The following is a 22,119-nucleotide window of genomic DNA, read 5'->3' as shown; positions in this document are numbered from 1 at the left end:
GCCCGGACGCATGTCTTATATGTCCACTCAATCGAATACAAAAGAAGGCGCACCCGCGCCCGGGCTGCGCCGCACCCTGCGCGCACGCCATCTGACCATGATCGCCATTGGGGGATCGATCGGCACCGGCCTGTTCGTGGCATCGGGCGCCACGATCGCGCAGGCCGGCCCCGGCGGGGCGCTGGCCGCCTACATCCTGATCGGCGCGATGGTCTACTTCCTGATGACCAGCCTGGGCGAGCTTGCCGCCTACATGCCGGTGTCGGGATCATTCGCCACCTACGGCGCCAAGTACGTGGACGAAGGCTTCGGCTTCGCGCTGGGCTGGAACTACTGGTACAACTGGGCCGTGACCATTGCCGTGGAACTGGCGGCCGCGCAGCTCGTCATGCAGTACTGGTTCCCCGACACGCCTGGCGTGCTGTGGAGCGCGCTGTTCCTGGGCCTGATGTTCGCGCTCAACGCGATCTCGGTGCGCGGCTTCGGCGAGGCCGAATACTGGTGCGCGCTGATCAAGGTGGTCACCGTGATCGCCTTCATCGTGATCGGCACGCTGATGATCTTCGGCATCATGCGCGGCGATTTCGCGCATGTGAACGGCTTTGCCAACCTGACCACCGGCGACGCCCCGTTCGTGGGCGGGCTGCCCGCGCTGGTCGGCGTGGCGATGATTGCCGGCTTCTCGTTCCAGGGCACCGAACTGATCGGCGTGGCGGCCGGCGAATCGGCCGATCCCGCGAGGAACATCCCGCGCGCCGTGCGGCAGGTGTTCTGGCGCATCCTGCTGTTCTACGTGCTGGCCATCTTCATCATCGGCGTGCTGATTCCTTACACCGATCCCAGCCTGCTCAAGACCGACGTGGAAACCGTGGGCGTCAGCCCGTTCACGCTGGTGTTCCGTCATGCCGGGCTGGCCTTCGCGGCCGGCGTGATGAACGCGGTGATCCTGACGGCCGTGCTGTCGGCCGGCAACTCGGGCATGTATGCGTCCACCCGGATGCTCTACAACCTGGCCACCGAAGGCCGCGCGCCGCGCGTGTTCGCGCAGCTGACCCGCAACGGCGTGCCGATGATGGCGCTGCTGGCCACCACGTCCGTGGGCGCGTTGTGCTTCCTGACGTCGATGTTCGAGAGCAAGTCGGTCTACCTGTGGCTGCTGAACCTGTCGGGCATGACGGGCTTCATCGCGTGGCTGGGCATCGCCGTCAGCCACTACCGCTTCCGCAAGGGTTTCGTCGCGCAGGGCCTGGACCTGAACCGCCTGCCGTACCGCTCGCCGTTCTTCCCGTACGGACCGATCTTCGCGTTCGCGCTGTGCATGATCGTGACGCTGGGCCAGAACTACCAGGCCTTTACCGACGGCAAGATCGACTGGGCGGCGGTGACTGCCACCTACGTGGGCATTCCGATCTTCCTGCTGATCTGGCTCGGCTATCGCATCGCGCGCAAGTCGCGCTTCGTGCGGTATGCCGAAATGGAATTCCCACCGCTGCCCGAGCCCCGCCCTGACGCCTCCGCGCGCGGCCTGGCCCCGGCATCCGGTGAATAAGGGCAACACCCCAGGCGCCACCCGGGCGTCATTGACAACACGATAAGAAAAACTCGGCACAACGACCAAGGAGTCATCTTGAAGAAGTCCATTCGCACGAGCCTGCTGGCACTGGCCGCCATGGCGGCCCTGCACGCACACGCCGCACCCACGCTGGTCGAATCCGTCCAGGGCTACACGCTGCAGAACGACAAGGTCACGCAGTTCAGCGGCCTGGTGTTCGACCAGGGCAAGGTGCTGGCCACCGGCGACGCCGCCGCGCTGCGCGCAAAGTATCCCGATGCAAAGCGCATCGACGGCCAGGGCAAGACGCTGCTGCCGGGCCTGATCGACGCCCACGGCCACGTGTTCCGCCTGGGCTTCAAGACCACCGAGATCTCGCTGTCGGGCACGAAGGACCTGAATGAGGCGCAGGGCATCATCCGTGCCTACGGCCAGAAGAACCCGCAGCGCAAGTGGCTGCTTGGCTATGGCTGGAACCAGGTGAACTGGAAGCTGGGCCGCTTCCCGACCGCCGCCGAACTCGACGCCGCCGTTTCCGACCGTCCCGCGCGCCTGGTGCGCGTGGACGGCCACGCCGCGTGGCTGAACACCAAGGCGCTGCAGGCGGCCGGCATTACGCGGGACACCAAGGACCCGGCCGGCGGCCGGATCGAGCGCGATGCCAACGGCAACCCGACCGGCGTGCTCGTGGACAAGGCCATGGCGCTGGTCAACGACATCATCCCGCCGTACACCGACGACGACCGCCGCGCCGCGCTGGCCGCCGCCATCGCCCACATGAACGCGCTGGGCCTGACCGCCGTCGGCGACGCCGGCGTGACCGTGACCGACGACCGCATCTATCGCGAGTTCGCCGACCAGGGCAAGCTGACCACGCGCATCTACGCGATGATTCGCGACACGGGCGACGACTTCAAGGCGCTGTCCGCCAAGGGCCCCGTGGTCGGCTACGGCAACGACCGCTACTACCTGCGCGCCGTCAAGCTGTACGGCGACGGCGCCCTGGGCAGCCGCGGCGCCGCGCTGATGGAGCCGTACACCGACGACCACGCCCACAGCGGCCTGCTGTTCATGAGCGACGCCGCAATGCAGGCCGCCGTGAAGACGGCCATCAAGGCCGGCTACCAGGTCAACGTGCACGCCATCGGCGACAAGACCAACCGCCAGGTGCTGGATGCCATGGAAGTGGCCTACAAGGAAGTGGGCGGCCGCGAACTGCGCAACCGCATCGAGCACGCGCAGGTGGTGTCGATGCCGGACATTCCGCGCTTCAAGAAGCTGGACCTGATCGCGTCGATGCAGCCCACGCACGCCACCAGCGACATGAACATGGCCGAAGACCGCATCGGCCACGACCGCATCAAGGGCGCCTATGCCTGGCAGACCTTCCTGAAGCAGGGCACGGTCATCGCAGGCGGCTCCGACTTCCCGGTGGAATCGGCCAACCCGTTCTACGGCCTGCACGCCGCCGTGACGCGTACCGACCACGAAGGCCGCCCGATCAAGGGCTGGCACCCGGAGGAAGCCATGACGCTGCCGCAGGCATTCCGCGCCTTCACGCTGGACGCCGCCTACGCCGAGCACCAGGAAAAGACGCTCGGCTCGCTCGAAGCCGGCAAGTGGGCCGACTTCATCGTGGTGGACCGCGACCTGTTCAAGGTGCCGGCCAGCGACATCTGGAAGATCCAGGTGCTGGAAACCTGGGTAGCCGGCGAACGCGTGTATGCCAGGGGAGAGCAGTCGGCGCAGCGTTGAACTGCTGCACGCCCCAGGACAAAGGCCCCGCGATGCGGGGCCTTTGTCCTGGTGGCAACCATGTCACTGCTGTGCCGTCGGCGCCTTCTTGTGCGACGTCGATTTGCCCGACGACTTCTTGGTGGTCTTGCTGTCGGTCAGGGCCGACGCCGTGTTCTGGTTCGCGCCCTGCGTGTACGGGTCGAACTTGTCGCCCGAACGGGCCGCGTCCGGCACGTAGCCTTCCTTGTTGGTGACGCGCGCCGGATCGGGCACGTAGCCGTCCTTGTTCGTGGTGCGCATGTTGTAGTCGTAGCGATCGGCAGGGTTGGCCGGGCCGGCCGCCATTGCCATACCGGGAATGCAAATTGCCACCGCCAATGCCATCGTAAACGCCTTCATCGGGATCTCCCTGCACAAGACTGTTGAGAAAGGAATATCGCGCGGCAAATCCGCACGGACCACAGTCAAGCGTAGACGTCAGGCAACCAAAACGCCATCACCGTCGGCGTATGGCGCGCACGTCACCGTGCGAATCGGCAAAAGGAGGCCTTTTCTGGCACCGACGGGACCGGCGGCCGGCGTCAGGGACGCAACAGGTCGAAACCGGCCAGCGCCACCACGCCGCTCAGCACGTCGGTCGACATGGCGCCGTCACCGACGATCAGGATGGCGGCGGCCGCCCACGTGGCGGCGCAGAAGAGGTAGAAACGCTTGTTCATGATGCGGGGAATGCTGGATGACCGGCAGCAGGCGCAGGCAGGTGGACGTGAGTATAAACCCTGATAACGCCCATGGCGGGCGCCTTGGAGCCAGGGCGACGTCACGCCACCAATGCACCACATTGAGGGTGATCAGCCCAGCACCTTGGGCACCGACGCGACCAGCATCGCCATGCCCGAGCAGGTCAGCAGGGTAAGGACGATGCGCCGGAAGGCCAGGTCGCTGATACCGATATAGACGCGCGTGCCGATCAGGGTCGGAATCAGCATGGCCGGCGCCACGATGGCGAACATCGGCAGCATGTCGCGCGTGATGATGCCGGTGCCCATGTAGACGGCCATCGTCACGATCAGCGCGCCGAGGTTGAAGTTCTGGATCACCACGCGCTGCCTGTCCTTGTCGAAGCCGCGCAGCGTGCACCAGAGCGTGGGCGCAATGCCCGTGAATCCGCCGATGCCGCCCATGATGCCGCCGATGACGCCGACGATGCCGTCTGCCACGCGACCGCCATGGCGGAGCGGCGGAATGCGGGCCGAAAACAGCATGATCGGGCACCAGATCACCAGGATCATGCCCAGGCACAGCTTGAACAGGTTGACGTCGAGTCGCGGCAGCAGGCTCACGCCGATGGGAATGCCGACGATGCCGCCCAGCAGGAACGGCAGCACCGTGGAAAGATGAAACTTGCGCCGCACCGTGAACGCCGCCAGCAACTGGCCGGTCAGTGCGCCGAATACGGACATCGCCGCCGCCATGCGCGGTTCCACGCCCCAGGCCCAGAACGACATCGCCACCATGCCGAAGGCAAATCCGGAAAGCCCCTGGACAAACCCGGCGACGACGGCGCCGAGCGCGACGACGACAAACACGGAATCCATGCGGATCCTCTTCTAGTTATGGAGGGTAAGACTCCCCCTCTCCCGCCGGGGGGGAGAGGGGCGAAAGCTATCAGCCGCCGATGCCCAGCAGCTCCACTTCAAAGTTCAGCGTGGCGTTGGGCGGGATCGTGCCCGGCACGCCGCGCGCGCCGTAGGCCGTCGAGGCCGGGCAGGTCAGCTTGACCTTGCCGCCCACCTGCATCTTCTGCACGCCTTCGGTCCAGCACGGGATCACGCGGTTCAGCGGGAACGAAATCGGCTGGCCGCGCTTGTAGGAGCTGTCGAATTCCGTGCCATCGGTCAGCGTGCCGCGATAGTGAACCTTGACGGTGTCCGACGCCTTGGGCGACGGGCCCGTGCCCTTGGTCACGGTATCGACGACCACGCCCGAAGGCAGCGTTTCGGCGGCCGCGGCCAGACCCGAAGCGGTCAGCGCAACGGCAGCGAGGAGCAGGGAGATTTTCTTCATGAGATTCTGTGTCGGGTGACGTGTGTCGTGGGTCCGGTTTTCAGGAGCGGCATCTGCCCCGGCAAGTCGGGCCAGGTGCCAGCCGGCAAGTGTACACGCCATGCCGGCCGGCACCTGTATCCCGCGCGACGCATCGGGACGCCCTTGCTTACGACACCTGGCCCATCGCCGGATCGCTGATCGAGTCCTTGCCGGTCTCGATGCGGCCAGCGATACGGCGGCGCAGCGACGGCGCCACGTCGCAACCGATCTCGAAGTCGTACCAGTTGCCGCTGTCGCCCAGCGTCCAGCGCAGTTCGCCCACCTGCCCCGGCGCCACGGTCTGCCGCCACGGACCGTCGGTGCGATATGCCCGGGCCGTTGCCGCGAACGTGCACGCCTTGTCGCCGCGGTTGTGCAGCTTGACCTGCAGCGTTGCCGGATCGCACAGCTCGTAGCAGACCTGGATATCCACGCCGCCGCCCGCGGCCTGCTCGGACACATCGCCAACGAATTCCCGGTGGTAGCCGTTCGGGCCCAGCACCCAGAGGTCGTACCTGCCGTTGTCGGCCGCCACGCTCCACACGCCGTCCAGGCTCTTGCCCGCTTCCACCACGTAGCGGCGCGGAATGGCATCGAGGTGCAGCTTGTCGTAGACGTGGAAGACCGCGCCAGCCGTGCCGCCATTGACGAAGCTCAGCGTCACCGTCCTGGCGCCCGCGTCGATGCGCGACGTGGTGTGCAGTTCGTAGGGCAGCGCACGCGACGGCCGCGTGCCGGCGGCCTGCGGCGGCAGCACGGCGGTGGTCGGCACCGGAATGGCGGCCGATGCCTTCTGCGTCAGGGCCAAATTATCGACCGCCACCTTTGTGCTGCGGCCGGCCAGCGTGGGCAGCGGGTCGGTGTTCGGGTTGACGAAGTTGAACGCCGACGTCAGGTCGCCACACACCGCACGGCGGTAGGCGCCGATCTGCGGCTCCTTCACGCCGAAGCGCTTTTCCAGGAAGAGCAGCGTCGATGTGTGATCGAACACCTGCGAATTGACCCAGCCGCCACGGCTCCACGGCGACACGATCCACATCGGCACGCGCGGGCCGGGGCCGTAAGGCTTGCCATCGATGGCCGACTGGTTGGCCGTGGCCGGCGTGTAGTTGTGATACTCGAAGGCCATGTCCGCCGCGCTGAGCGTGCTGGCGCCGGCCAGCGTCGCATCGGGGTTGCGCGACGGGGCCGAGGGCGGCGGCAGGTGGTCGAAGAAGCCGTCGTTCTCGTCGTAGTTGATCAGCAGCACGGTTTTGCTGAAGACCTCGGGATTGGCGGTCAGCGCGTCCAGCACCTGCTGCACGTACCAGCCACCCTGCGCCGGGCTCGACGGTCCCGGGTGTTCGCTGTACAGCGACGGCGGGATGATCCAGGAGATCTCCGGCAGCGTGCCGTTCTGGATGTCATCACGGAACGACTGCAGCAGCCCGTCGGGCATGGTATTGCCGAAGCCTTTGGCCAGCGGGCTCAGTGCATCGTCGATGGCCGGATCGTAGGCCGGCGAGACCGCCGGCAGCGCCACCGGACGGCGTGCCGCGGGCATCGACTCCATGGCCGCGCGCCAATGCTGGAAGCTCATCATCTCGTTGCAGCCGTAGTTGTCGGCCAGGCTCTGGTAGACCTTCCAGCTCACGCCGGCATCGACCAGGCGGTCGGCATAAGTCTTCCACGTCCAGCCCTGCGTCGACGGCCCCACGTCGTTGCCGCCGTTGAACTCGTTGACCATGGCCGCCACGTTCGCGCCGCTCGGGCCGTTCGTGCCGGTCCAGTAGAACAGGCGGTTCGGGATCGTGCCGGTGTGCATCGAGCAGTGATACGCGTCGCACAGCGTGAAGGCATCGGCCAGCGCGCGCTGGAACGGCACCTCGGGGGTGTCGAAGTACGACATCGACAGCCGGTTCTTGGCCACGGGCCAGCGGTTCATGCGGCCGTGGTCCCACGCGTTCTGCGCGTCGGGCCAGGTATGCGGCGTGCTGCCCGCGCGTTGCGCGTTGCCCAGCGAGCCATCCAGCCGGTACGGGGTGATCGTGGCGTTGGTGGCATCGGTCTGGAAGAACGCGTTCTGGCCGTTCGCCAGCGGAATCGCAAAGCGGTCGCCGTAGCCGCGCACGCCCTTGAAGGTGCCGAAGTAGCTATCGAACGAGCGGTTTTCGAGCATCAGCAGCACGACGTGCTTCACGTCCTGGATCGTGCCGGTGACGTTGTTCGCTTCGATGGCCAGCGCGCGGCGGATGCTGGGCGGGAACGATGCCAGCGTGGCGGCGGCGGCAGCGGTGCCGAGCGTGTTGCGCAGAAACTTGCGCTTGGATGGGTTGAATGTCATGCCAGGTTGGTGTCTTGGTGTGGGGGTAGGCGCGGGACTCTGCTCAGGGGTGGATCAGGGGCGGGTCAGGGGGCCGGCGCGCAGTGCGCCGTGGTGCAGGCGGCCGGCGTGGTGCCGCCATTGCCGCCATTGCCCCCGTTGCCGCCACCCGTGGCGGGCGGCGTCGAATTGTTGTCGTCGCCGCCGCAGGCGCCGAGCATCAGCGCCAGGCACAGGACACCGGCGCCGAGCATCGGCCTGCGCATGCGCGAATGAACAGTGTTTGTGGTTGTCATGGTTCGAGGTCAGAGAATTTCAGATGACGGTTCGGGCGTCAAACATCCGGACGCCCGCGCACGATCCCGGCCGCCCTTGTCTCCCAATGTCTTGATGTACAAGGCCTACCCCTCCAAGGGAGGGGGGCTGCGGGCGAGAACTGAAGTCTGGACGCTTGTTATGTCAACGATGTGACCAAGCGATACCGATCGCGCGTTTGAACGAACATGCTTTGCGAATGAACGTCGAACCGTCGAACAACGAAATGGCGGCGGCTTCGGCAGCCATCGACCGGCTTCGTGCGTCATCCATGCCACAATGCCGACTGGCCAACTACGCAGACGGAGCTTTCGGGATGTATCGCGGGGAACGGTTCAACGGTTACAGTCACCTGGCTGGCGCGGTGCTTTCCGCCGCCGGCATGGCGGTGCTGGTCACTTCGTCGGCGCTCTATCACGACGCCTGGAAGGTGGTCAGCTCCGTGGTCTACGGCACCACGCTGGTGCTGCTCTACACAATTTCCACCGTCTATCACAGCGTGCGCGGGCCGGCCAAGGACATCTTCCGCCGGCTCGACTATTGCGCGATCTACCTGCTGATCGCCGGCAGCTATACGCCGTTTGCGCTGGTCACCTTGCGCGGGCCCTGGGGATGGACGCTGTTCGGCATCAACTGGGGCCTGGCCGCCATTGGCATCGTCCAGGAACTGTGGATCGGCCATCGCACCCGCGTGATATCCCTGTCGATCTACGTCATCATGGGCTGGCTGGTGCTGATCGCCTTCCAGCCGCTTGCAGCGGCATTGCCCACCGCAGGCCTGTACTGGCTGGTGGCCGGCGGCGCGATCTACACCGCCGGCATCGGGTTCTTCCTGTTCGACGAACGCGTGCGCCACTTCCACGGCATCTGGCACCTGTTCGTGCTGGGCGGCAGCATCTGCCAGTTCATCAGCATCCTGCTTTACGTCGACTGACGCATCGATGTCCTATACCTCGGAGATGGCCGCCACCGGCGCGGTCGCTTCCGACACCACCCCCGCCTCCAGCAGCGCGGCAATTTCCGCTTCGCCATAGCCGCATTCCGCCAGCAGCGCACACGTATGCTCCCCCAGCCGGGGCGAGGGCCGGTGATACTGCGCAGGCGTTTCCGATAGCTGGATCGGCAGGCCCAGCGTACGGATCGGGCCCGCTTCGGCATGCTGCTGGCGCACCACCATGCCGCGCGCCAGCGTCTGTGGATGGTTCAGCGCCTCGCCGATCGAATGCACCGGACCGGCCGGCACGCCTGCGGCATCGAAGGCATCGAGCCAGTGCGCCGACGGTTGCGTCGTCAGGATATTGGCCATCTCGGGCAGCAGCGTGTCGCGGTGCCGCATGCGGTCCGCATTGAGCCGGAAGCGCGGATCGTCGATCCACTCGGGATGCCCCAGCACCTGCGCAATGCGCGCCCAGTTCTTCTCGTTGGCACCGCCGACGATGATGTGACCGTCCTGCGTCGGAAACGCCTGGTACGGCGTGGCCAGCACGTGTGCCGAACCGCTGGGTCCCGGCGACTCGCCGGTGGCGAAGTGGATGGCCGCATGCCAGTAGAGCTGCTGCAGCCCGGCCTCGATCAGCGAAGTCTCCACCACCTGGCCGCGCCCGGTCTTCTGGCGGTGCTGGTACGCCGCCAGGATGCCAAAGGCGGCGAGCAGCCCGGCATTGATATCGGCGATGGAATTGCCGGTGCGCAGCGGCGGCCCACCCTCTTCGCCCGTGATGCTCATCAGCCCGGTAAAGCCCTGGGCGATCAGGTCGAAGCCGCCCTTGTCGGCATAGGGGCCGCTGCGCCCATAGCCCGAGATCGCGCAATAGATCAAGCCGGGGTTCTCCTGCGACAGCGTGTCGTAGCCCAGGCCCAGCTTTTCGAGCGTGCCCTTGCGGAAGTTCTCGATCACGACATCGGCGTCGCGCACCATGCGAAGGAACACTTCGCGGCCCTCCGGCTTCTTGAGGTCCAGCGCAATGCCGCGCTTGTTGCGGTTCAGCATCAGGAACGGTGCCGACACGCCATTGATGGCCGGCTCCTTGTAACCCCGCGCGTCGTCGCCGCCGTCGATCTTCTCGATCTTGATCACGTCGGCGCCCAGGTCGGCCAGCATCATGCCGCAGGTGGGGCCGGCCATGATCTGGGCGAGTTCCAGCACACGCAGGCCGGCCAGCGCGCCGGGCTGCATGGAAGTGAAATCGGACATCGGTCTCCTCCGAAACTAGCGGCCGGCGAACTTCGGCGCCTGCTTGGCCAGGAACGCGCGATAGCCGGCGCGGAAATCCTCGGTATCGAAGCAGTCGAAAGCGGCGTCAAGATCGGCGGCCGATAACGGCTTGCCCTCCGCCAGCTGCCGCGCGAATCGCTTGTGCCAGCGTGCCACCAGCGGCGCGCCCGATGCGATGCGCCCGGCCGTGGCGCGCGCTTCGGCGGCCACCTGGTCATCGGGCACCACGCGCGACACCAGCCCCATCGCATGCGCCTCTTCGGCGCCCACGATGCGGCCCTCGAACAGCAGTTCCAGCGTACGCGAGGTGCCGATCAGCCGGATCAGCGGTGCCATCTCGGCGTGCGCCATGACCAGGCCCAGGTTCTTGATTGGCGCGCCAAAGCGGCTGCTCACCCCGCAGATGCGGATATCGGCCATCGCCGCCACCTCCAGCCCGCCCCCCACGCAGATGCCATGGATCTGCGCCACCACCGGATGCGGGCAGTCCTGCATGGCCCGCGCCGTGGCGTGCATCACCGCGCCATAGGCCACCGCCTGCTGCTTGTTGGATCGCGTGGTCTCGAACTCGCCGATGTCGTTGCCGGGCGAGAACGCCTTTTCTCCGGCGCCGCGCACCATCACGCAGCGCACCGAATCGTCGGCGGACAGCGCACGAAACGCTTCGCCCAGCTGGCGCCACATGTCCAGCGTAAAGGCATTCAGCCTGGCCGGCCGGTTCAGCACGATGGTAGCCACCGCGTCGTCGCGCGTGACCAGCAGCGTGCCCTCTTCGATCAGTCCTTCGCTCATTCCGCTGCTCCTTCATGCGCCGACATCATCTTGCGGCGCTTCGTCTTTTCCAGCAGGCCACCCAACACCGGCCAGACCAGGATCACCACGGCCAGCGCCATGATCGTGCCCACCAGGCCGTTGGACCAGAACACGTTCATCTCGCCCTGCGACATCAGCATGGTCTGCCGGAACGCGTCCTCGGCCCGGTCACCCAGCACCAGCGCCAGCACCAGCGGCGCCAGCGGGTAGTCGAGCTTCTTGAGCACGTAGCCGACCACGCCGAAGATCAGCATCAGCCAGACATCGAACATGGCGTTGTGCACCGTGAACGCGCCGATCGCGCAGACCACCAGGATCAGCGGCGCGATGATCGCGAACGGAATGCGCAGGATGGCGGCGAACAGCGGCACCGTCGACAGCACCACGATCAATCCGGCCAGGTTCCCCAGGTACATGCTGGCGATCAGGCCCCAGACAAAGGTCTTCTGCTCGGTGAACAGCAGCGGCCCCGGCTGCAGGCCCCAGATCATCAGCCCGCCCAGCAGCACCGCCGCGGTGGCCGACCCCGGAATGCCCAGCGCCAGCATGGGCAGCAGCGCGCTGGTGCCCGCCGCATGGGCGGCGCACTCGGGCGCGATCACGCCTTCGACATTGCCTTTGCCGAACGTCTCGCGCTTGCGCGAGAACCGCTTGGCCACGCCGTACCCCATGAACGATGCGGCCGTGGCGCCGCCCGGCGTCACGCCGAGCCAGCAGCCGATGATCGACGAGCGGATCAGCGTCATCCAGTAGCGCGGCAGTTCGGCCCAGGTCTTCAGCACCACCTTGAGGTCGATATTGGCGCGCTTGCCGCGGAAGGCGACACCCTCTTCCATCGTCATCAGGATTTCGCTGATGCCGAACAGGCCGATCACCACCACCAGGAAGTCGAAGCCGCGCAGCAGTTCGGTGGAGCCGAAGGTCATGCGCAGCGTGCCGGACACCGTGTCCATGCCCACGGCAGCCAGCGCAAAGCCCATGCACATCGCGATCACGATCTTGGCCTTGGCCTCCTTGCCCATGCCGATGAAGCTGCAGAACGTCAGGAAATAGACCGCGAAGAATTCCGGTGGCCCGAAGCGCAGCGCGAACCTGGCCACCATCGGCGCCAGGAACGTGATCAGCAGCACGCCGGCCAGCGCGCCCAGGAACGACCCCGTGAATGCCGATGTCAGCGCGCGGCCCGCCTCGCCCTGCTGCGCCAGCGGGTAGCCGTCGAACGTGGTGGCCACCGACCAGGCCTCGCCCGGGATGTTGAACAGGATCGACGTGATGGCCCCGCCAAACAGCGCGCCCCAGTAGATGCACGACAGCATGATGATGGCCGACGTGGGTTCCATCGAGAACGTCAGCGGCAGCAGGATGGCCACGCCGTTCGGCCCGCCCAGTCCCGGCAGCACGCCCACCACGATGCCCAGCAGGATGCCCACCAGCATCAGCCCGACGTTGTGCCACGACATCGCCACCGCAAAGCCGCCCATCAGTGCATTGAGTTCTTCCATGCCCGCCCCCTCAGAATCCAAAGGCCGCTTCGAGTGGCCCCTTGGGGAGCGGCACGCGGAACTGCATTTCAAAGATCCAGAACAGCACCGCGTTGATGACCACGCCGGTCAGCACCGCGCGCCACCACGCAAACTTGCCGATCGTCAGCATGAAGCCAGCGATGAAGATGGCCGATGCCACATAGATCCCCAGGAAGGCGATCAGCGCCACGTACACCGTCAGCGGCACCAGGATCACCGCCACCTGCCTGAGCTGGGGCCAGGTCACGAACACCGCGTCGTTGGGCGTGCGCAGCGCCTGCCACAGCACCACCAGGCAGGCCAGGAAGATCAGCGCCCCGATGCGCAACGGAAAATAGCCGGCCTCCGGGCCGTCTGGCGCCCAGCCGGCACCGATCCGGTAGTTGCTGACCATCACCACCATCGCGCCCAGGGCGATCAGGATGGCCACGCCGATCTCGGCGGCGCGCACCGTGATCGCCGCCGGCACGGTGTCATGTCGTTGTTCGCTCATTGGTATCCCCTTGGGTGTTTCGCTCACCTCTGCCACTTGCGCGAGAGGGGAGCAAACAATCAGCCCTTATTTGGCCGCCACGAAACCCGCTTCCTTGATGATGTCCTTGTGGCGTGTCTCGTCGGCCGTCAGGAACTCCACGAGCTTGGGGCCGGCGATGAAGTCGTTCTTGAGCGCGTTTTTCTCCAGGTATTCCTTCCACTCGGGCGTGGCCACCACCTTCTGCATCAGGTCCACGTAGTACTTCTGCTGGTCCGGCGTGACGCCGCCGGGCAGCATGAAGACGCGCAGCATCTGGTATTGCACGTCCAGGCCCTGTTCCTTGCAGGTGGGGATGTCGTGCCAGCTCTGCGTGCCCGTGATCCTGGTGGTGTATTGCATGCGCTCGGGCGCGTAGACGCACAGCGCGCGGTGCTCGCCGGCACGCCACTGGCCGATCGATTCGGACGGGTTATTGACGTTGGAGTCGATATGCTTGCCTGACAACTGCGTGGCCGCCTCGCCGCCACCCTTGTACGGGATGTAGATGAAGCGCACGCCGGCGCGGCGTTCGGTCTGCGCGGTGATGATCTGGTCTTCGCGCTTGGAGCTCGTGCCGCCCATCTTGAACTTGCCCGGCGCCTTCTTCACTTCGGCCAGGTATTCGGATGGCGTCTTGTACGGCGCCTCGGCATTGGTCCAGAGCACGAATTCGTCCATGGCCACCATCGCCACCGGCGTCAGGTCGCGCCAGTTGAACGGCAGCTGGCTGATCATCGGCACGGTGTAGAGCGCCGACGAGGTGACCAGCAGCTTGTGCGCGTCGCCCTTCGAGGCCTTGGTATCCATCAGGCCTTCCGCGCCACTGGCACCGGCCTTGTTCACGACGATCATCGGCTGGTTCATCAGCTTGTGCTTGGCGATGATGCCCTGGATCGAACGCGCCATCTGGTCCGACGCGCCGCCGGCGCTGAAGGGCACGACCACCTCCACCGGCTTGGTGGGTTCCCATGCGAAAGCCGGCGCTGCGGCCAGCGCGACACCAAACAGCGAGGCGCACGCGAGCGCGCGCGCAGCATAACGAAACGTCATGGTCTGTCTCCTTTGGGTGGCGGCGGTGCGCTCTGGCGGCGCATCGGCCTGTTGTCGTGGCGGCCTCTGAAGGGCCGCCTCTTTCTGCTATATCGGTCGGGTTGGCGGGATCGGGATCAGGCTGCGCGCAACGCAGGCTGCGACGCCGCGGCATTGCGCAGGCTTTCCATCGCGGCCAGTACGCCGCCGGCACGGTGCGGCACGCCCGCCAGCGCCAGCCCCATCTCCACGCCGGCCAGCGTGCCCATCAGCGTCAGGTCGTTGAAATCGCCCAGGTGGCCAATCCGGAAGACCTTGCCCGACAGCTTCGACAGGCCCTGCCCCAGCGACATGTTGAAGTTCTCCAGCACGACCTTGCGGAACGTATCGGCGCTGTGGCCATCGGGCATGACCACGGCGGTCAGCGCCGGGCTGTACTCGGCCGGGTTCTGGCACAGGATTTCCAGGCCCCAGGCCGTCACGCAGGCACGCGTTGCGGCCGCATGGCGCTGGTGGCGCGCGAATACGTTCGGCAGGCCTTCCTCCAGCAGCATGTCGCACGCTTCGGACAGCCCGTAGAGCAGGTTCGTGGCCGGCGTGTATGGCCAGAAGCCGTTCCTGTTCGATTCGAGGATCTCTTCCCAGCCCCAGAACGCCTTCGGCAGCTTCGCCTGGGCCGACGCGGCAATCGCCTTCTGGCTGACCGCGTTGAACGAGATGCCCGGCGGCAGCATCAGGCCCTTCTGCGAGCCCGACACGGTGACGTCCACGCCCCAATCGTCGTGGCGATAGTCGACCGAGCCCAGCGACGAGATCGTGTCCACCAGCAGCAAGGCCGGGTGATTGGCGGCGTCGATGGCACGGCGCACGGCCGCTACGTCGGACGTGACGCCGGTCGAGGTTTCGTTGTGCACCACGCAGACCGCCTTGATCTCGTGGCTGCTGTCGGCGGCCAGGCGCGCGCCAATGGCCGCCGCATCCACGCCGTGGCGCCAGTCGCCCACGATGAATTCCGGGTTCAAGCCCAGCTTGTCGGCCATCTTCTTCCACAGCGACGCGAAATGGCCGGTCTCGTACATCAGCACCTTGTCGCCCGGCGACAGCGTGTTGACCAGTGCCGCCTCCCACGCGCCGGTGCCCGAGGCCGGGTAGATGACCACGGGCTGCTCGGTCTGGAAGACCTTGCGGATATCGGCCAGCACCTTCTTGCCAAGCTGCTGGAATTCAGGGCCACGGTGGTCGATGGTCGGGTAGTCCATCGCGCGCAGCACCCGATCCGGCACGTTGGTGGGGCCCGGGATCTGCAGGAAGTGCCGGCCGCTCGGATGGGAATTCAGTCGGATCATGTCGCCTCGTGTCCTTTATGTTTGAATTTTGTATTCAAAAAACGGGGATGCACTGCAGCGCCAGCATGCGGGATAATGTTGGCAAGCATGTCCACCTGCCGCCCCGCATAAAAGCCTTGTAAATCAACAACTACAAGGCCTTTATGCCAGTCGCTGCATGATTCCCGGCACCGAAAATCGCACCGGAACGTGATTCGTGCTTGCCCCAGAGTAGGTTTTGAATACAATACTGTCAAGCTACACGATCCCTGATGAGCACTACTCCAACCCTTTCCTCGCAAGCCGTGGACCGCCAGATCCTGCATGTGGCGGTGGCCCAGCGCCTGCGCACGATGATCATGGAGGGCGATCTTGCGCCAGGCACGCGGCTCAATGAACGCGTGCTGTGCGACCTGCTGCAGGTATCCCGCACGCCGTTGCGCGAAGCGTTCAAGGTGCTGGCCGCCGACGGGCTGGTGACGCTGCTGCCGAACCGCGGCGCCGAGGTGGTGGTGTTGTCGACCGACACCGTCAACCACCTCTTTGAAATGATGGGCGCGCTCGAAGCCATGTCTGGCGAACTGGCCTGCCAGCGCATCACCGAGGCCGAGCTCAACGAGATCCGCGCGTTGCACTTCGAAATGCTGGCCTGCCACGCCCGGCGCGACCTGCCCAATTACTACGCGCTGAACCGGCGCATTCACGACGCCATCAACGCGGCGGCGCGCAATCCGATTCTTGAGGAGACCTATCGACGCATCAACCTGCGCATCCAGGCGCTGCGTTTCCGCTCGAACTTCGACCAGGACAAATGGGACATGGCCGTGCGCGAGCACGGCGACATGATCGATGCCCTGGCCAGGCGCGACGGTGCGGCCCTGCGTGACATCCTGCGCGCGCACTTGGAACACAAGCACGACGCGCTGATCGCCGAACTAGAACGCGCACAGAACGTCGCCGCCTGAACCGAAGCGCCCGCAGCGGGCGCTCCCGGCCATGGCGGCGTCTTCGAGTGTCCGCAACCGGAGACATCCCCGCTCATGGCCTTGCCTGTCACCCCCACGCCACCCGGCGTGCAACCGCTGCGCTTCATGCCCGGCGCGGCCACCGCGCCGGCCCTGCAATCGCCGCTGTACCGGCGCCTGGCCGCCGAACTGCGTGGCGACGTGCTGTTCGATACCGCCAGCCGTGGCCGCTACGCCACCGACGCGTCGATCTACCAGATCATGCCGCTCGGCGTGGTGGTGCCGCGCGATGAAGCCGACGCGCGGCTCGCGCTGGACATCGCCCGCGACCTGAAGGCGCCGCTGCTGCCGCGCGGCGGCGGCACCAGCCAATGCGGCCAGACCGTGGGCGAGGCGCTGGTCATCGACAACAGCAAGTACCTGAACCAGGTGATCGACTTCGACCCACAGGCGCGCACGGTCACCGTGCAGCCCGGCATCGTGCTCGACCACCTGAACGCGTGGCTCAAGCCCCACGGCCTGTGGTTCCCGGTGGACGTCTCCACCGCCGCGCAATGCACGATCGGCGGCATGACCGGCAACAACTCATGCGGCTCGCGCTCGATCCAGTACGGCAACATGGTCCACAACGTGCTGGGCGTCCAGGCCATCCTGGCCAACGGCGACGACGTCCGCTTCGATGCCCGCTGGCCGGCCGAGGATGCGCCGCACCGCGCCATTGCCGACGGCGTGCGGCGCATCGCCGAGCGTGAACGCGAGGCCATCGCACAGATGTACCCGAAGGTGCTGCGACGCGTGGGCGGCTACAACCTCGATATCTTCCAGCCCCAGAACGAGCGGCCGTACACCGCCGACGGCAGCGTCAACCTGGCGCACCTGCTGGTGGGCTCGGAGGGCACGCTGGCCTACTTCCGCCAGATCACGCTGCAGCTTGCGCCGCTGCCCGCCCACAAGACGCTGGGCGTGGTCAATTTCCCGACGTTCTACCAGTCGATGGACCTGACGCGCCATATCGTCGCGCTCAAGCCGGCGGCCGTGGAACTGGTCGACCGCACCATGATCGACCTGGCGCGCAGCAACCCCGCCTTCCGGCCCGTCATCGACAAGGCGCTGATCGGGGAGCCCGAGGCCATCCTGCTGGTGGAGTTTGCCGGCGAAGACCGCGACGCCACGCTGCGCGGCCTGCGCCAACTGGGGGAACTGATGGCCGACCTGGGCCTGCCCGGCTCGGTCGTGGAAATGCCCGACGCCGGCCCGCAGAAGGCGCTGTGGGAAGTGCGCAAGGCCGGCCTGAACATCATGATGAGCATGAAGGGCGACGGCAAGCCGGTGTCGTTCATCGAGGACTGCGCGGTGCCGCTCGAACACCTGGCCGAATACACATCGCGCCTGACCGAGGTCTTCCACAAGCACGGCACGCGCGGCACCTGGTATGCGCACGCCAGCGTGGGCACGCTGCATGTGCGGCCCATCCTCGACATGCGCCGCGACGGCGCGGCCAGGATGCGCGCCATAGCCGAAGAAGCGGCGGCCATGGTGCGCGAGTACAAGGGCGCGTACTCGGGCGAGCATGGCGACGGCCTGTGCCGCGGCGAATGGGTGGCCTGGCAGTTCGGGCCGTCGCTGGCGAATGCATTTGCCGAGATCAAGGCGCTGTTCGATCCCGACAACCGCTGCAACCCCGGCAAGATCGTGCGCACGCCGAAGATGGACGACACGTCGCTGTTCCGCTTCCCGCCCGGCTATACCGTCAAGCCGCTGGAGCCGGCGCTGGACTGGTCGGCCTGGAACGTCACGCGCGATCCTGTCACCGAGGTGGAAAGCACACCGGGCACCGGGCTGGACCCCGCCAACGGCCTGGCGGCCGCCGTGGAGATGTGCAACAACAACGGCCACTGCCGCAAGTTCGACGCCGGCACCATGTGCCCGAGCTATCGCGTCACGCGCGACGAGCAGCACCTGACGCGTGGGCGGGCCAACACGCTGCGGCTGGCGCTGTCGGGTCAGCTTGGCAGCGATGGCCTGCTCGATCCCGCCGTCAGGGACACCATGGACCTGTGCGTGTCCTGCAAGGGCTGCAAGCGCGACTGCCCCACCGGCATCGACATGGCCAAGATGAAGATCGAGGTGCGCGCCGCCAACGCCCGCGCGGGCCGCCTGCGCCTGCGCGACAAGCTCGTGGCCTTCCTGCCGCGCTATGCAGGCACTGCCAGCAAGCTGCCCTGGCTGTTCAACCTGCGCGACCGTGTGCCGGGGCTGCCCCAACTGGGCGAGCGGCTGCTGGGGCTGTCGGCCAGACGCTCGCTGCCGCGCTGGCAGCCGGCGTTCCTGCGCGACGACTACCGGGCACGGCCCGCCGGCGGCAAGGAGGTGGTGTTGTTCGTCGACACCTTCAACAATCACATGGAACCCGGCAACGCACGGGCGGCGCATCGGGTGCTGGAAGCGGCCGGCTATACCGTGCACCTGTCTGGCGTGCCCGGCGAGCGTCCGCTGTGCTGCGGCCGCACGTTCCTGGCGGCGGGTCTGGTCGATGAAGCAAAGGCCGAAGCGAAGCGCGCGCTCGACATGCTGCTGCCGTTTGTCGCGCGCGGCGTGGCGGTGGTGGGCCTCGAACCGTCGTGCCTGCTGTCGATGCGCGACGAATTCCTGCAGTACGGCTACGGCGACGCGGCCCGTGCGCTGGCGGACCACGCGTTCCTGTTCGAGGAATTCCTGGTGCGCGAACACGCGGCCGGCCGCTTCGCGCCGACCCTGAAGCCGATCGGCCACCGGCAGGCGCTGCTGCACGGCCATTGCCACCAGAAGGCGTTCGACGCAGTCCGGCCGGTGGAGCAGGTGCTGGGCTGGATTCCCGAACTCAAGACCGCGCTGATCGAATCGTCATGCTGCGGCATGGCTGGCAGCTTCGGCTACGAGGCCGAGCACCACGACGTGTCGATGCGGATGGGCGAACTGGCGCTGCTGCCCGCGGTGCGCAAGGCCGATGCCGATACGCTGGTCGTGGCCGATGGCACAAGCTGCCGCCACCAGATACACGACGGCGCCGGCCGCGAGGCCTTGCACGTGGCGCGGGTGCTGGAGATGGCGCTGTAGCTTTGGTGAGGCCTGCCCTCTCCCCCAACCCCCACGGCATTTCAAGCCCTGCCGGTTTGCTCCCCTCTCCCGCCATGCGGGAGAGGGGCCGGGGGAGAGGGCGGGCGCCCCCATCCCCCAAGACAAGACAACACCCCCTCACTGCGGCACCAGTTCCACCCGCTCCTTGCTTTCCTTTTCCACCGCCTTGCGCGAATACACGAGCGGGAAGTATTCCCCCCTGGCCCACAGCGGCGCCAGGTCGCGATAGTGCGGGTTGGCCGGATTGCCCGACTGTCCGGGCGTGTTGACCACGCGCGAAGCGTCCCAGTTGCCCACATCCAGCACCATGCGGAACGAAGCACCGGCCGTCAGCTGGAAGTCGCTGTTGCGGTAGCTCGTATTCATCGGCGTAAACGACGACCCGCCGATCGGTCCGGCGTTGACATCGAACTGCTGGCGCTGCGCCGCATCCAGGATCGGATCGAGCGGGTGGCTGAACACGGCCGTGTGCAGCTTGCCCCATTGCCAGGTTCTGGGGTCGCTGCCGAGCTTCTTCTCGATCTCGGCCATCGCCAGCTTCAGCGTGCTGGTCATGATCTCGTTGCGCTTGTCCACGGTCATCCAGGTGTCGGGCCGCTCCAGCACCGCGATCACGCGGCTGGCATCGCCGGGGCCGACCAGGCGCGCGCCTTCCGGCGACAGCGCGGCCCGCACCACGGCCGTGCGCAGGTGCTTGCTGAACCAGACCTCGAACAGCGCGGCGGCGGCGCTGTCGGCCCGCTCGTTGCCGTCCCAGCCGCGCAGCAGGTCCAGACCGCGCTGCACCTGGGCGTCGCTGCTGTTCAGCGGCTTGACCAGCGCCACCACGCGCTGCGCCGGCAGCGATACCGTGTCGTTCTGCCACGCCATCGAATCTTCCAGCGAGCTGCGCGGATTCGCCGCCACCAGCGCCTTCAGCCGGCGGGCCCGCGCGCTGTCGCTCCATTCGTAGCCCACGCCGATCTTCGCGGCCGGGTGATTGGCCGGGATGTTGTTCTCGTTGGCCGTCACCACGTAGCCGGGCGCCGGGTTGAACGCCCACGGCAGTTCATCCATGTTGCGATAGCCGGCCCACTCGTAGCGGCCATCGCCGGGCACCGGCATCAGGCCATCCCAGTTGGGACGGTTGACGGTCAGCCCGCCCGGAATCCAGCCGATATTGCCGGAGCGGTCGGCATAGACCTGGTTTTCGCCCGGCGCGCCCCAGCGGTTCATGGCCGCGCGGAACTGGTCCCAGTTCTGGGCGCGCATATAGTCCATCGAGCCGAAGTACGGCGCCATGCCGTAATCCAGCCACGCCGCCCGCAGCGCGTAGGCGCGGCCGGTCTTGGCATCGGCGTACAGCACCGGACCATGCCGGGTGTAGTCGATCGTCACCTTGCGGGGCGTGGCTTCGCCGCGCACGGCGATCTGCTCGGTGACGGTCTCCATCGGCTCCCACCGGCCCTTGTAGCGGTATTCGTGCGCCTGGGCGGGATTGGTCTCGTAGACGTAGAGGTCTTCCTGGTCCATGTAGAACCGGGTCAGGCCGAAGGCAATCGTGCCGTTGTGGCCAATCGAGATGCCGGGCAGGAACGGCTCGCCCGCGCCGATGACCGACAATCCCGGCGCATTGAGATGGCTGATATAGCGCAGGCTCGGCGCGCCATGCGCCCGATGCGGGTCGTTGGCCAGGATCGGCCGGCCCGTGGTGGTACGGCTGCCGGCTATCACCCAGTTGTTCGAGCCCAGGCTGCGGCCCGTGTCGCTGTTGGCGTCGACGGTGGCGTAGAGCTGGTCCACCGGGATGTTCTCGGCCTTGCTGGCGCCCTGCGACCACCAATCCTTCGGAAAGCGCGGCGCGGCGGTCGCCAGGTCGTAGGCACGCCGCAGCTCGGCAGCCGGCACGGCGCAGGTGTCGAGCCCTTCGGGCACCTTGGGTTCGACGGGGGGATCCAGCTCGCGGCGCACCCAGTCGGCGCGCACGGCGTTGGGCTTCACGTAGCAGAAGATCTGCGCGCGGTCGATCTCGCCCGTGAAGTTCAGCGTCAGCCCATGGTGGCGGATGCGCACGATGTCTTCGGCGTGCCAGCGCGCAGGCTTGTAGTTGAGGATCTTGAACTCGGGCGGCAGCAGTTCCGGATGCGCCTCCACCTGCGCCACATAGGCGTTCACGCCGGCCACGAAGGCCTCCGCCACGCGCTTGGCATCGGACCCGTAGGCCAGCCATTCGCGATACATGTCGCCCCGGAACAGCACCGCACGCGCCATGCGGTCGCCTTCCACATAGGCCGGGCCGAAGTCCCGGGCCATTTCGCCCAGCCCGCGCTTGCGCCACAGGTCGATCTGCCAGAGACGGTCGCGCGCGGCCATGAAGCCCTGTACGTAGAACGCGTCATAGAGCGTGTTGGCGTAGATATGGGGCACGCCCCAGCGATCCACCAGTACCGTGGCCGGCTTTTCCAGGCCGGGCACCGCGAACTTGTCCGGGCCGGCAGCGTGGACGGGCAAGCTGGCGGCGGCCAGCCAGAGGGCGGCAACCGCTGCGCGGCGCCATGGACGGATGGGACGGGACATCGGGACTCCTCGACGGAAACTGACAGCGAGGATAGCGGAATGTGATCGCGGCGGCGATCCTGCGCCGC

The 22,119-nt window shown here is 66.7% G+C and carries 18 protein-coding genes; 5 read left to right on the top strand and 13 right to left on the bottom strand.

The genetic code is table 11. The features are described from left to right. Positions 1 to 19 precede the first annotated feature (19 nt). Positions 20 to 1,549, top strand: coding sequence for an amino acid permease (locus D9X30_RS06650; protein WP_153946952.1), 1,530 nt, complete (start codon positions 20 to 22; stop codon positions 1,547 to 1,549). A gap of 78 nt (positions 1,550 to 1,627) precedes the next feature. Continuing rightward, on the top strand, positions 1,628 to 3,307 hold the full coding sequence (locus D9X30_RS06645) for an amidohydrolase (protein ID WP_153946951.1): 1,680 nt from the start codon (positions 1,628 to 1,630) through the stop codon (positions 3,305 to 3,307). A gap of 63 nt (positions 3,308 to 3,370) precedes the next feature. Here D9X30_RS06645 and D9X30_RS06640 read toward each other — a convergent pair whose 3' ends face one another. From D9X30_RS06640 to D9X30_RS06615, 6 genes are all read right to left on the bottom strand, one after another. Next, a complete protein-coding gene (locus D9X30_RS06640; RefSeq protein ID WP_153946950.1) occupies positions 3,371 to 3,688 on the bottom strand; it encodes a hypothetical protein in 318 nt (105 codons plus the stop codon). 182 nt (positions 3,689 to 3,870) lie between these two features. Further along, entirely contained in the window at positions 3,871 to 4,008 is a 138-nt protein-coding gene (locus tag D9X30_RS06635; protein WP_194946484.1) for a hypothetical protein, read from the bottom strand. Between the two features lie 132 nt (positions 4,009 to 4,140). After that, a complete protein-coding gene (locus D9X30_RS06630) occupies positions 4,141 to 4,887 on the bottom strand; it encodes a sulfite exporter TauE/SafE family protein (RefSeq protein ID WP_153946949.1) in 747 nt (248 codons plus the stop codon). 70 nt (positions 4,888 to 4,957) lie between these two features. Continuing rightward, complete coding sequence (locus D9X30_RS06625) at positions 4,958 to 5,356, bottom strand: FKBP-type peptidyl-prolyl cis-trans isomerase (protein WP_066740848.1); 399 nt, start codon at positions 5,354 to 5,356, stop codon at positions 4,958 to 4,960. A 148-nt stretch (positions 5,357 to 5,504) separates the two neighbouring features. Then, the gene (locus D9X30_RS06620; protein ID WP_153946948.1) at positions 5,505 to 7,700 is read right to left on the bottom strand and encodes a phosphocholine-specific phospholipase C; all 2,196 of its coding nucleotides are present in this window, start codon (positions 7,698 to 7,700) and stop codon (positions 5,505 to 5,507) included. A gap of 65 nt (positions 7,701 to 7,765) precedes the next feature. Then, on the bottom strand, positions 7,766 to 7,975 hold the full coding sequence (locus D9X30_RS06615; protein ID WP_153946947.1) for a hypothetical protein: 210 nt from the start codon (positions 7,973 to 7,975) through the stop codon (positions 7,766 to 7,768). Between the two features lie 335 nt (positions 7,976 to 8,310). On the opposite strand from D9X30_RS06615, the gene trhA reads away from it, so the two are divergent. After that, positions 8,311 to 8,928, top strand: coding sequence for a PAQR family membrane homeostasis protein TrhA (trhA, locus tag D9X30_RS06610; protein WP_153946946.1), 618 nt, complete (start codon positions 8,311 to 8,313; stop codon positions 8,926 to 8,928). A gap of 12 nt (positions 8,929 to 8,940) precedes the next feature. Here trhA and D9X30_RS06605 read toward each other — a convergent pair whose 3' ends face one another. From D9X30_RS06605 to D9X30_RS06580, 6 genes are all read right to left on the bottom strand, one after another. Next, entirely contained in the window at positions 8,941 to 10,188 is a 1,248-nt protein-coding gene (locus D9X30_RS06605) for a CaiB/BaiF CoA transferase family protein (protein WP_153946945.1), read from the bottom strand. A 15-nt stretch (positions 10,189 to 10,203) separates the two neighbouring features. Continuing rightward, complete coding sequence (locus D9X30_RS06600) at positions 10,204 to 11,001, bottom strand: enoyl-CoA hydratase/isomerase family protein (RefSeq protein ID WP_153946944.1); 798 nt, start codon at positions 10,999 to 11,001, stop codon at positions 10,204 to 10,206. Next, a complete protein-coding gene (locus D9X30_RS06595) occupies positions 10,998 to 12,524 on the bottom strand; it encodes a tripartite tricarboxylate transporter permease (protein WP_153946943.1) in 1,527 nt (508 codons plus the stop codon). The genes D9X30_RS06600 and D9X30_RS06595 overlap by 4 nt, the downstream gene beginning before the upstream one ends. Before the next feature lie 10 nt (positions 12,525 to 12,534). Beyond that, positions 12,535 to 13,038, bottom strand: a complete 504-nt coding sequence (locus D9X30_RS06590; RefSeq protein WP_153946942.1) for a tripartite tricarboxylate transporter TctB family protein — start codon at positions 13,036 to 13,038, stop codon at positions 12,535 to 12,537. A 66-nt stretch (positions 13,039 to 13,104) separates the two neighbouring features. Continuing rightward, positions 13,105 to 14,109, bottom strand: a complete 1,005-nt coding sequence (locus tag D9X30_RS06585; RefSeq protein WP_153946941.1) for a Bug family tripartite tricarboxylate transporter substrate binding protein — start codon at positions 14,107 to 14,109, stop codon at positions 13,105 to 13,107. Positions 14,110 to 14,225: 116 nt separating this feature from the next. Further along, positions 14,226 to 15,434: a pyridoxal-phosphate-dependent aminotransferase family protein gene (locus tag D9X30_RS06580; RefSeq protein WP_153946940.1), complete on the bottom strand. Its 1,209-nt coding sequence runs from the start codon at positions 15,432 to 15,434 to the stop codon at positions 14,226 to 14,228. 251 nt (positions 15,435 to 15,685) lie between these two features. On the opposite strand from D9X30_RS06580, the gene D9X30_RS06575 reads away from it, so the two are divergent. Further along, a complete protein-coding gene (locus D9X30_RS06575) occupies positions 15,686 to 16,378 on the top strand; it encodes a GntR family transcriptional regulator (RefSeq protein WP_153946939.1) in 693 nt (230 codons plus the stop codon). A gap of 75 nt (positions 16,379 to 16,453) precedes the next feature. Continuing rightward, positions 16,454 to 19,474 (top strand): FAD-binding and (Fe-S)-binding domain-containing protein, encoded by a 3,021-nt coding sequence (locus D9X30_RS06570; RefSeq protein WP_153946938.1) that lies wholly within the window; start codon positions 16,454 to 16,456, stop codon positions 19,472 to 19,474. Between the two features lie 138 nt (positions 19,475 to 19,612). On the opposite strand, the gene D9X30_RS06565 is transcribed toward D9X30_RS06570, so the two are convergent. Then, complete coding sequence (locus D9X30_RS06565; protein ID WP_153946937.1) at positions 19,613 to 22,051, bottom strand: penicillin acylase family protein; 2,439 nt, start codon at positions 22,049 to 22,051, stop codon at positions 19,613 to 19,615. Between the last annotated feature and the right edge of the window lie 68 nt (positions 22,052 to 22,119).

The sequence above is a fragment of the Cupriavidus sp. U2 genome (assembly GCF_009663685.2).
In the GTDB taxonomy this organism is placed as follows: domain Bacteria; phylum Pseudomonadota; class Gammaproteobacteria; order Burkholderiales; family Burkholderiaceae; genus Cupriavidus; species Cupriavidus necator_C.
The sequence above is the reverse complement of the archived record's forward strand: the minus strand, read 5'-3'. Positions and strand labels throughout refer to the sequence as shown.

What these genes read in the sequence shown, in the direction of transcription:
- D9X30_RS06635 (WP_194946484.1), bottom strand. Translation starts at nt 4,008, where the DNA reads ATGAACAAGCGTTTCTACCTCTTCTGCGCCGCCACGTGGGCGGCCGCC.
- D9X30_RS06615 (WP_153946947.1), bottom strand. Translation starts at nt 7,975, where the DNA reads ATGACAACCACAAACACTGTTCATTCGCGCATGCGCAGGCCGATGCTC.
- D9X30_RS06570 (WP_153946938.1), top strand. Translation starts at nt 16,454, where the DNA reads ATGGCCTTGCCTGTCACCCCCACGCCACCCGGCGTGCAACCGCTGCGC.
- D9X30_RS06600 (WP_153946944.1), bottom strand. Translation starts at nt 11,001, where the DNA reads ATGAGCGAAGGACTGATCGAAGAGGGCACGCTGCTGGTCACGCGCGAC.
- D9X30_RS06595 (WP_153946943.1), bottom strand. Translation starts at nt 12,524, where the DNA reads ATGGAAGAACTCAATGCACTGATGGGCGGCTTTGCGGTGGCGATGTCG.
- trhA (WP_153946946.1), top strand. Translation starts at nt 8,311, where the DNA reads ATGTATCGCGGGGAACGGTTCAACGGTTACAGTCACCTGGCTGGCGCG.
- D9X30_RS06650 (WP_153946952.1), top strand. Translation starts at nt 20, where the DNA reads ATGTCCACTCAATCGAATACAAAAGAAGGCGCACCCGCGCCCGGGCTG.
- D9X30_RS06585 (WP_153946941.1), bottom strand. Translation starts at nt 14,109, where the DNA reads ATGACGTTTCGTTATGCTGCGCGCGCGCTCGCGTGCGCCTCGCTGTTT.
- D9X30_RS06620 (WP_153946948.1), bottom strand. Translation starts at nt 7,700, where the DNA reads ATGACATTCAACCCATCCAAGCGCAAGTTTCTGCGCAACACGCTCGGC.
- D9X30_RS06640 (WP_153946950.1), bottom strand. Translation starts at nt 3,688, where the DNA reads ATGAAGGCGTTTACGATGGCATTGGCGGTGGCAATTTGCATTCCCGGT.
- D9X30_RS06625 (WP_066740848.1), bottom strand. Translation starts at nt 5,356, where the DNA reads ATGAAGAAAATCTCCCTGCTCCTCGCTGCCGTTGCGCTGACCGCTTCG.
- D9X30_RS06630 (WP_153946949.1), bottom strand. Translation starts at nt 4,887, where the DNA reads ATGGATTCCGTGTTTGTCGTCGTCGCGCTCGGCGCCGTCGTCGCCGGG.
- D9X30_RS06605 (WP_153946945.1), bottom strand. Translation starts at nt 10,188, where the DNA reads ATGTCCGATTTCACTTCCATGCAGCCCGGCGCGCTGGCCGGCCTGCGT.
- D9X30_RS06575 (WP_153946939.1), top strand. Translation starts at nt 15,686, where the DNA reads ATGAGCACTACTCCAACCCTTTCCTCGCAAGCCGTGGACCGCCAGATC.
- D9X30_RS06565 (WP_153946937.1), bottom strand. Translation starts at nt 22,051, where the DNA reads ATGTCCCGTCCCATCCGTCCATGGCGCCGCGCAGCGGTTGCCGCCCTC.
- D9X30_RS06590 (WP_153946942.1), bottom strand. Translation starts at nt 13,038, where the DNA reads ATGAGCGAACAACGACATGACACCGTGCCGGCGGCGATCACGGTGCGC.
- D9X30_RS06580 (WP_153946940.1), bottom strand. Translation starts at nt 15,434, where the DNA reads ATGATCCGACTGAATTCCCATCCGAGCGGCCGGCACTTCCTGCAGATC.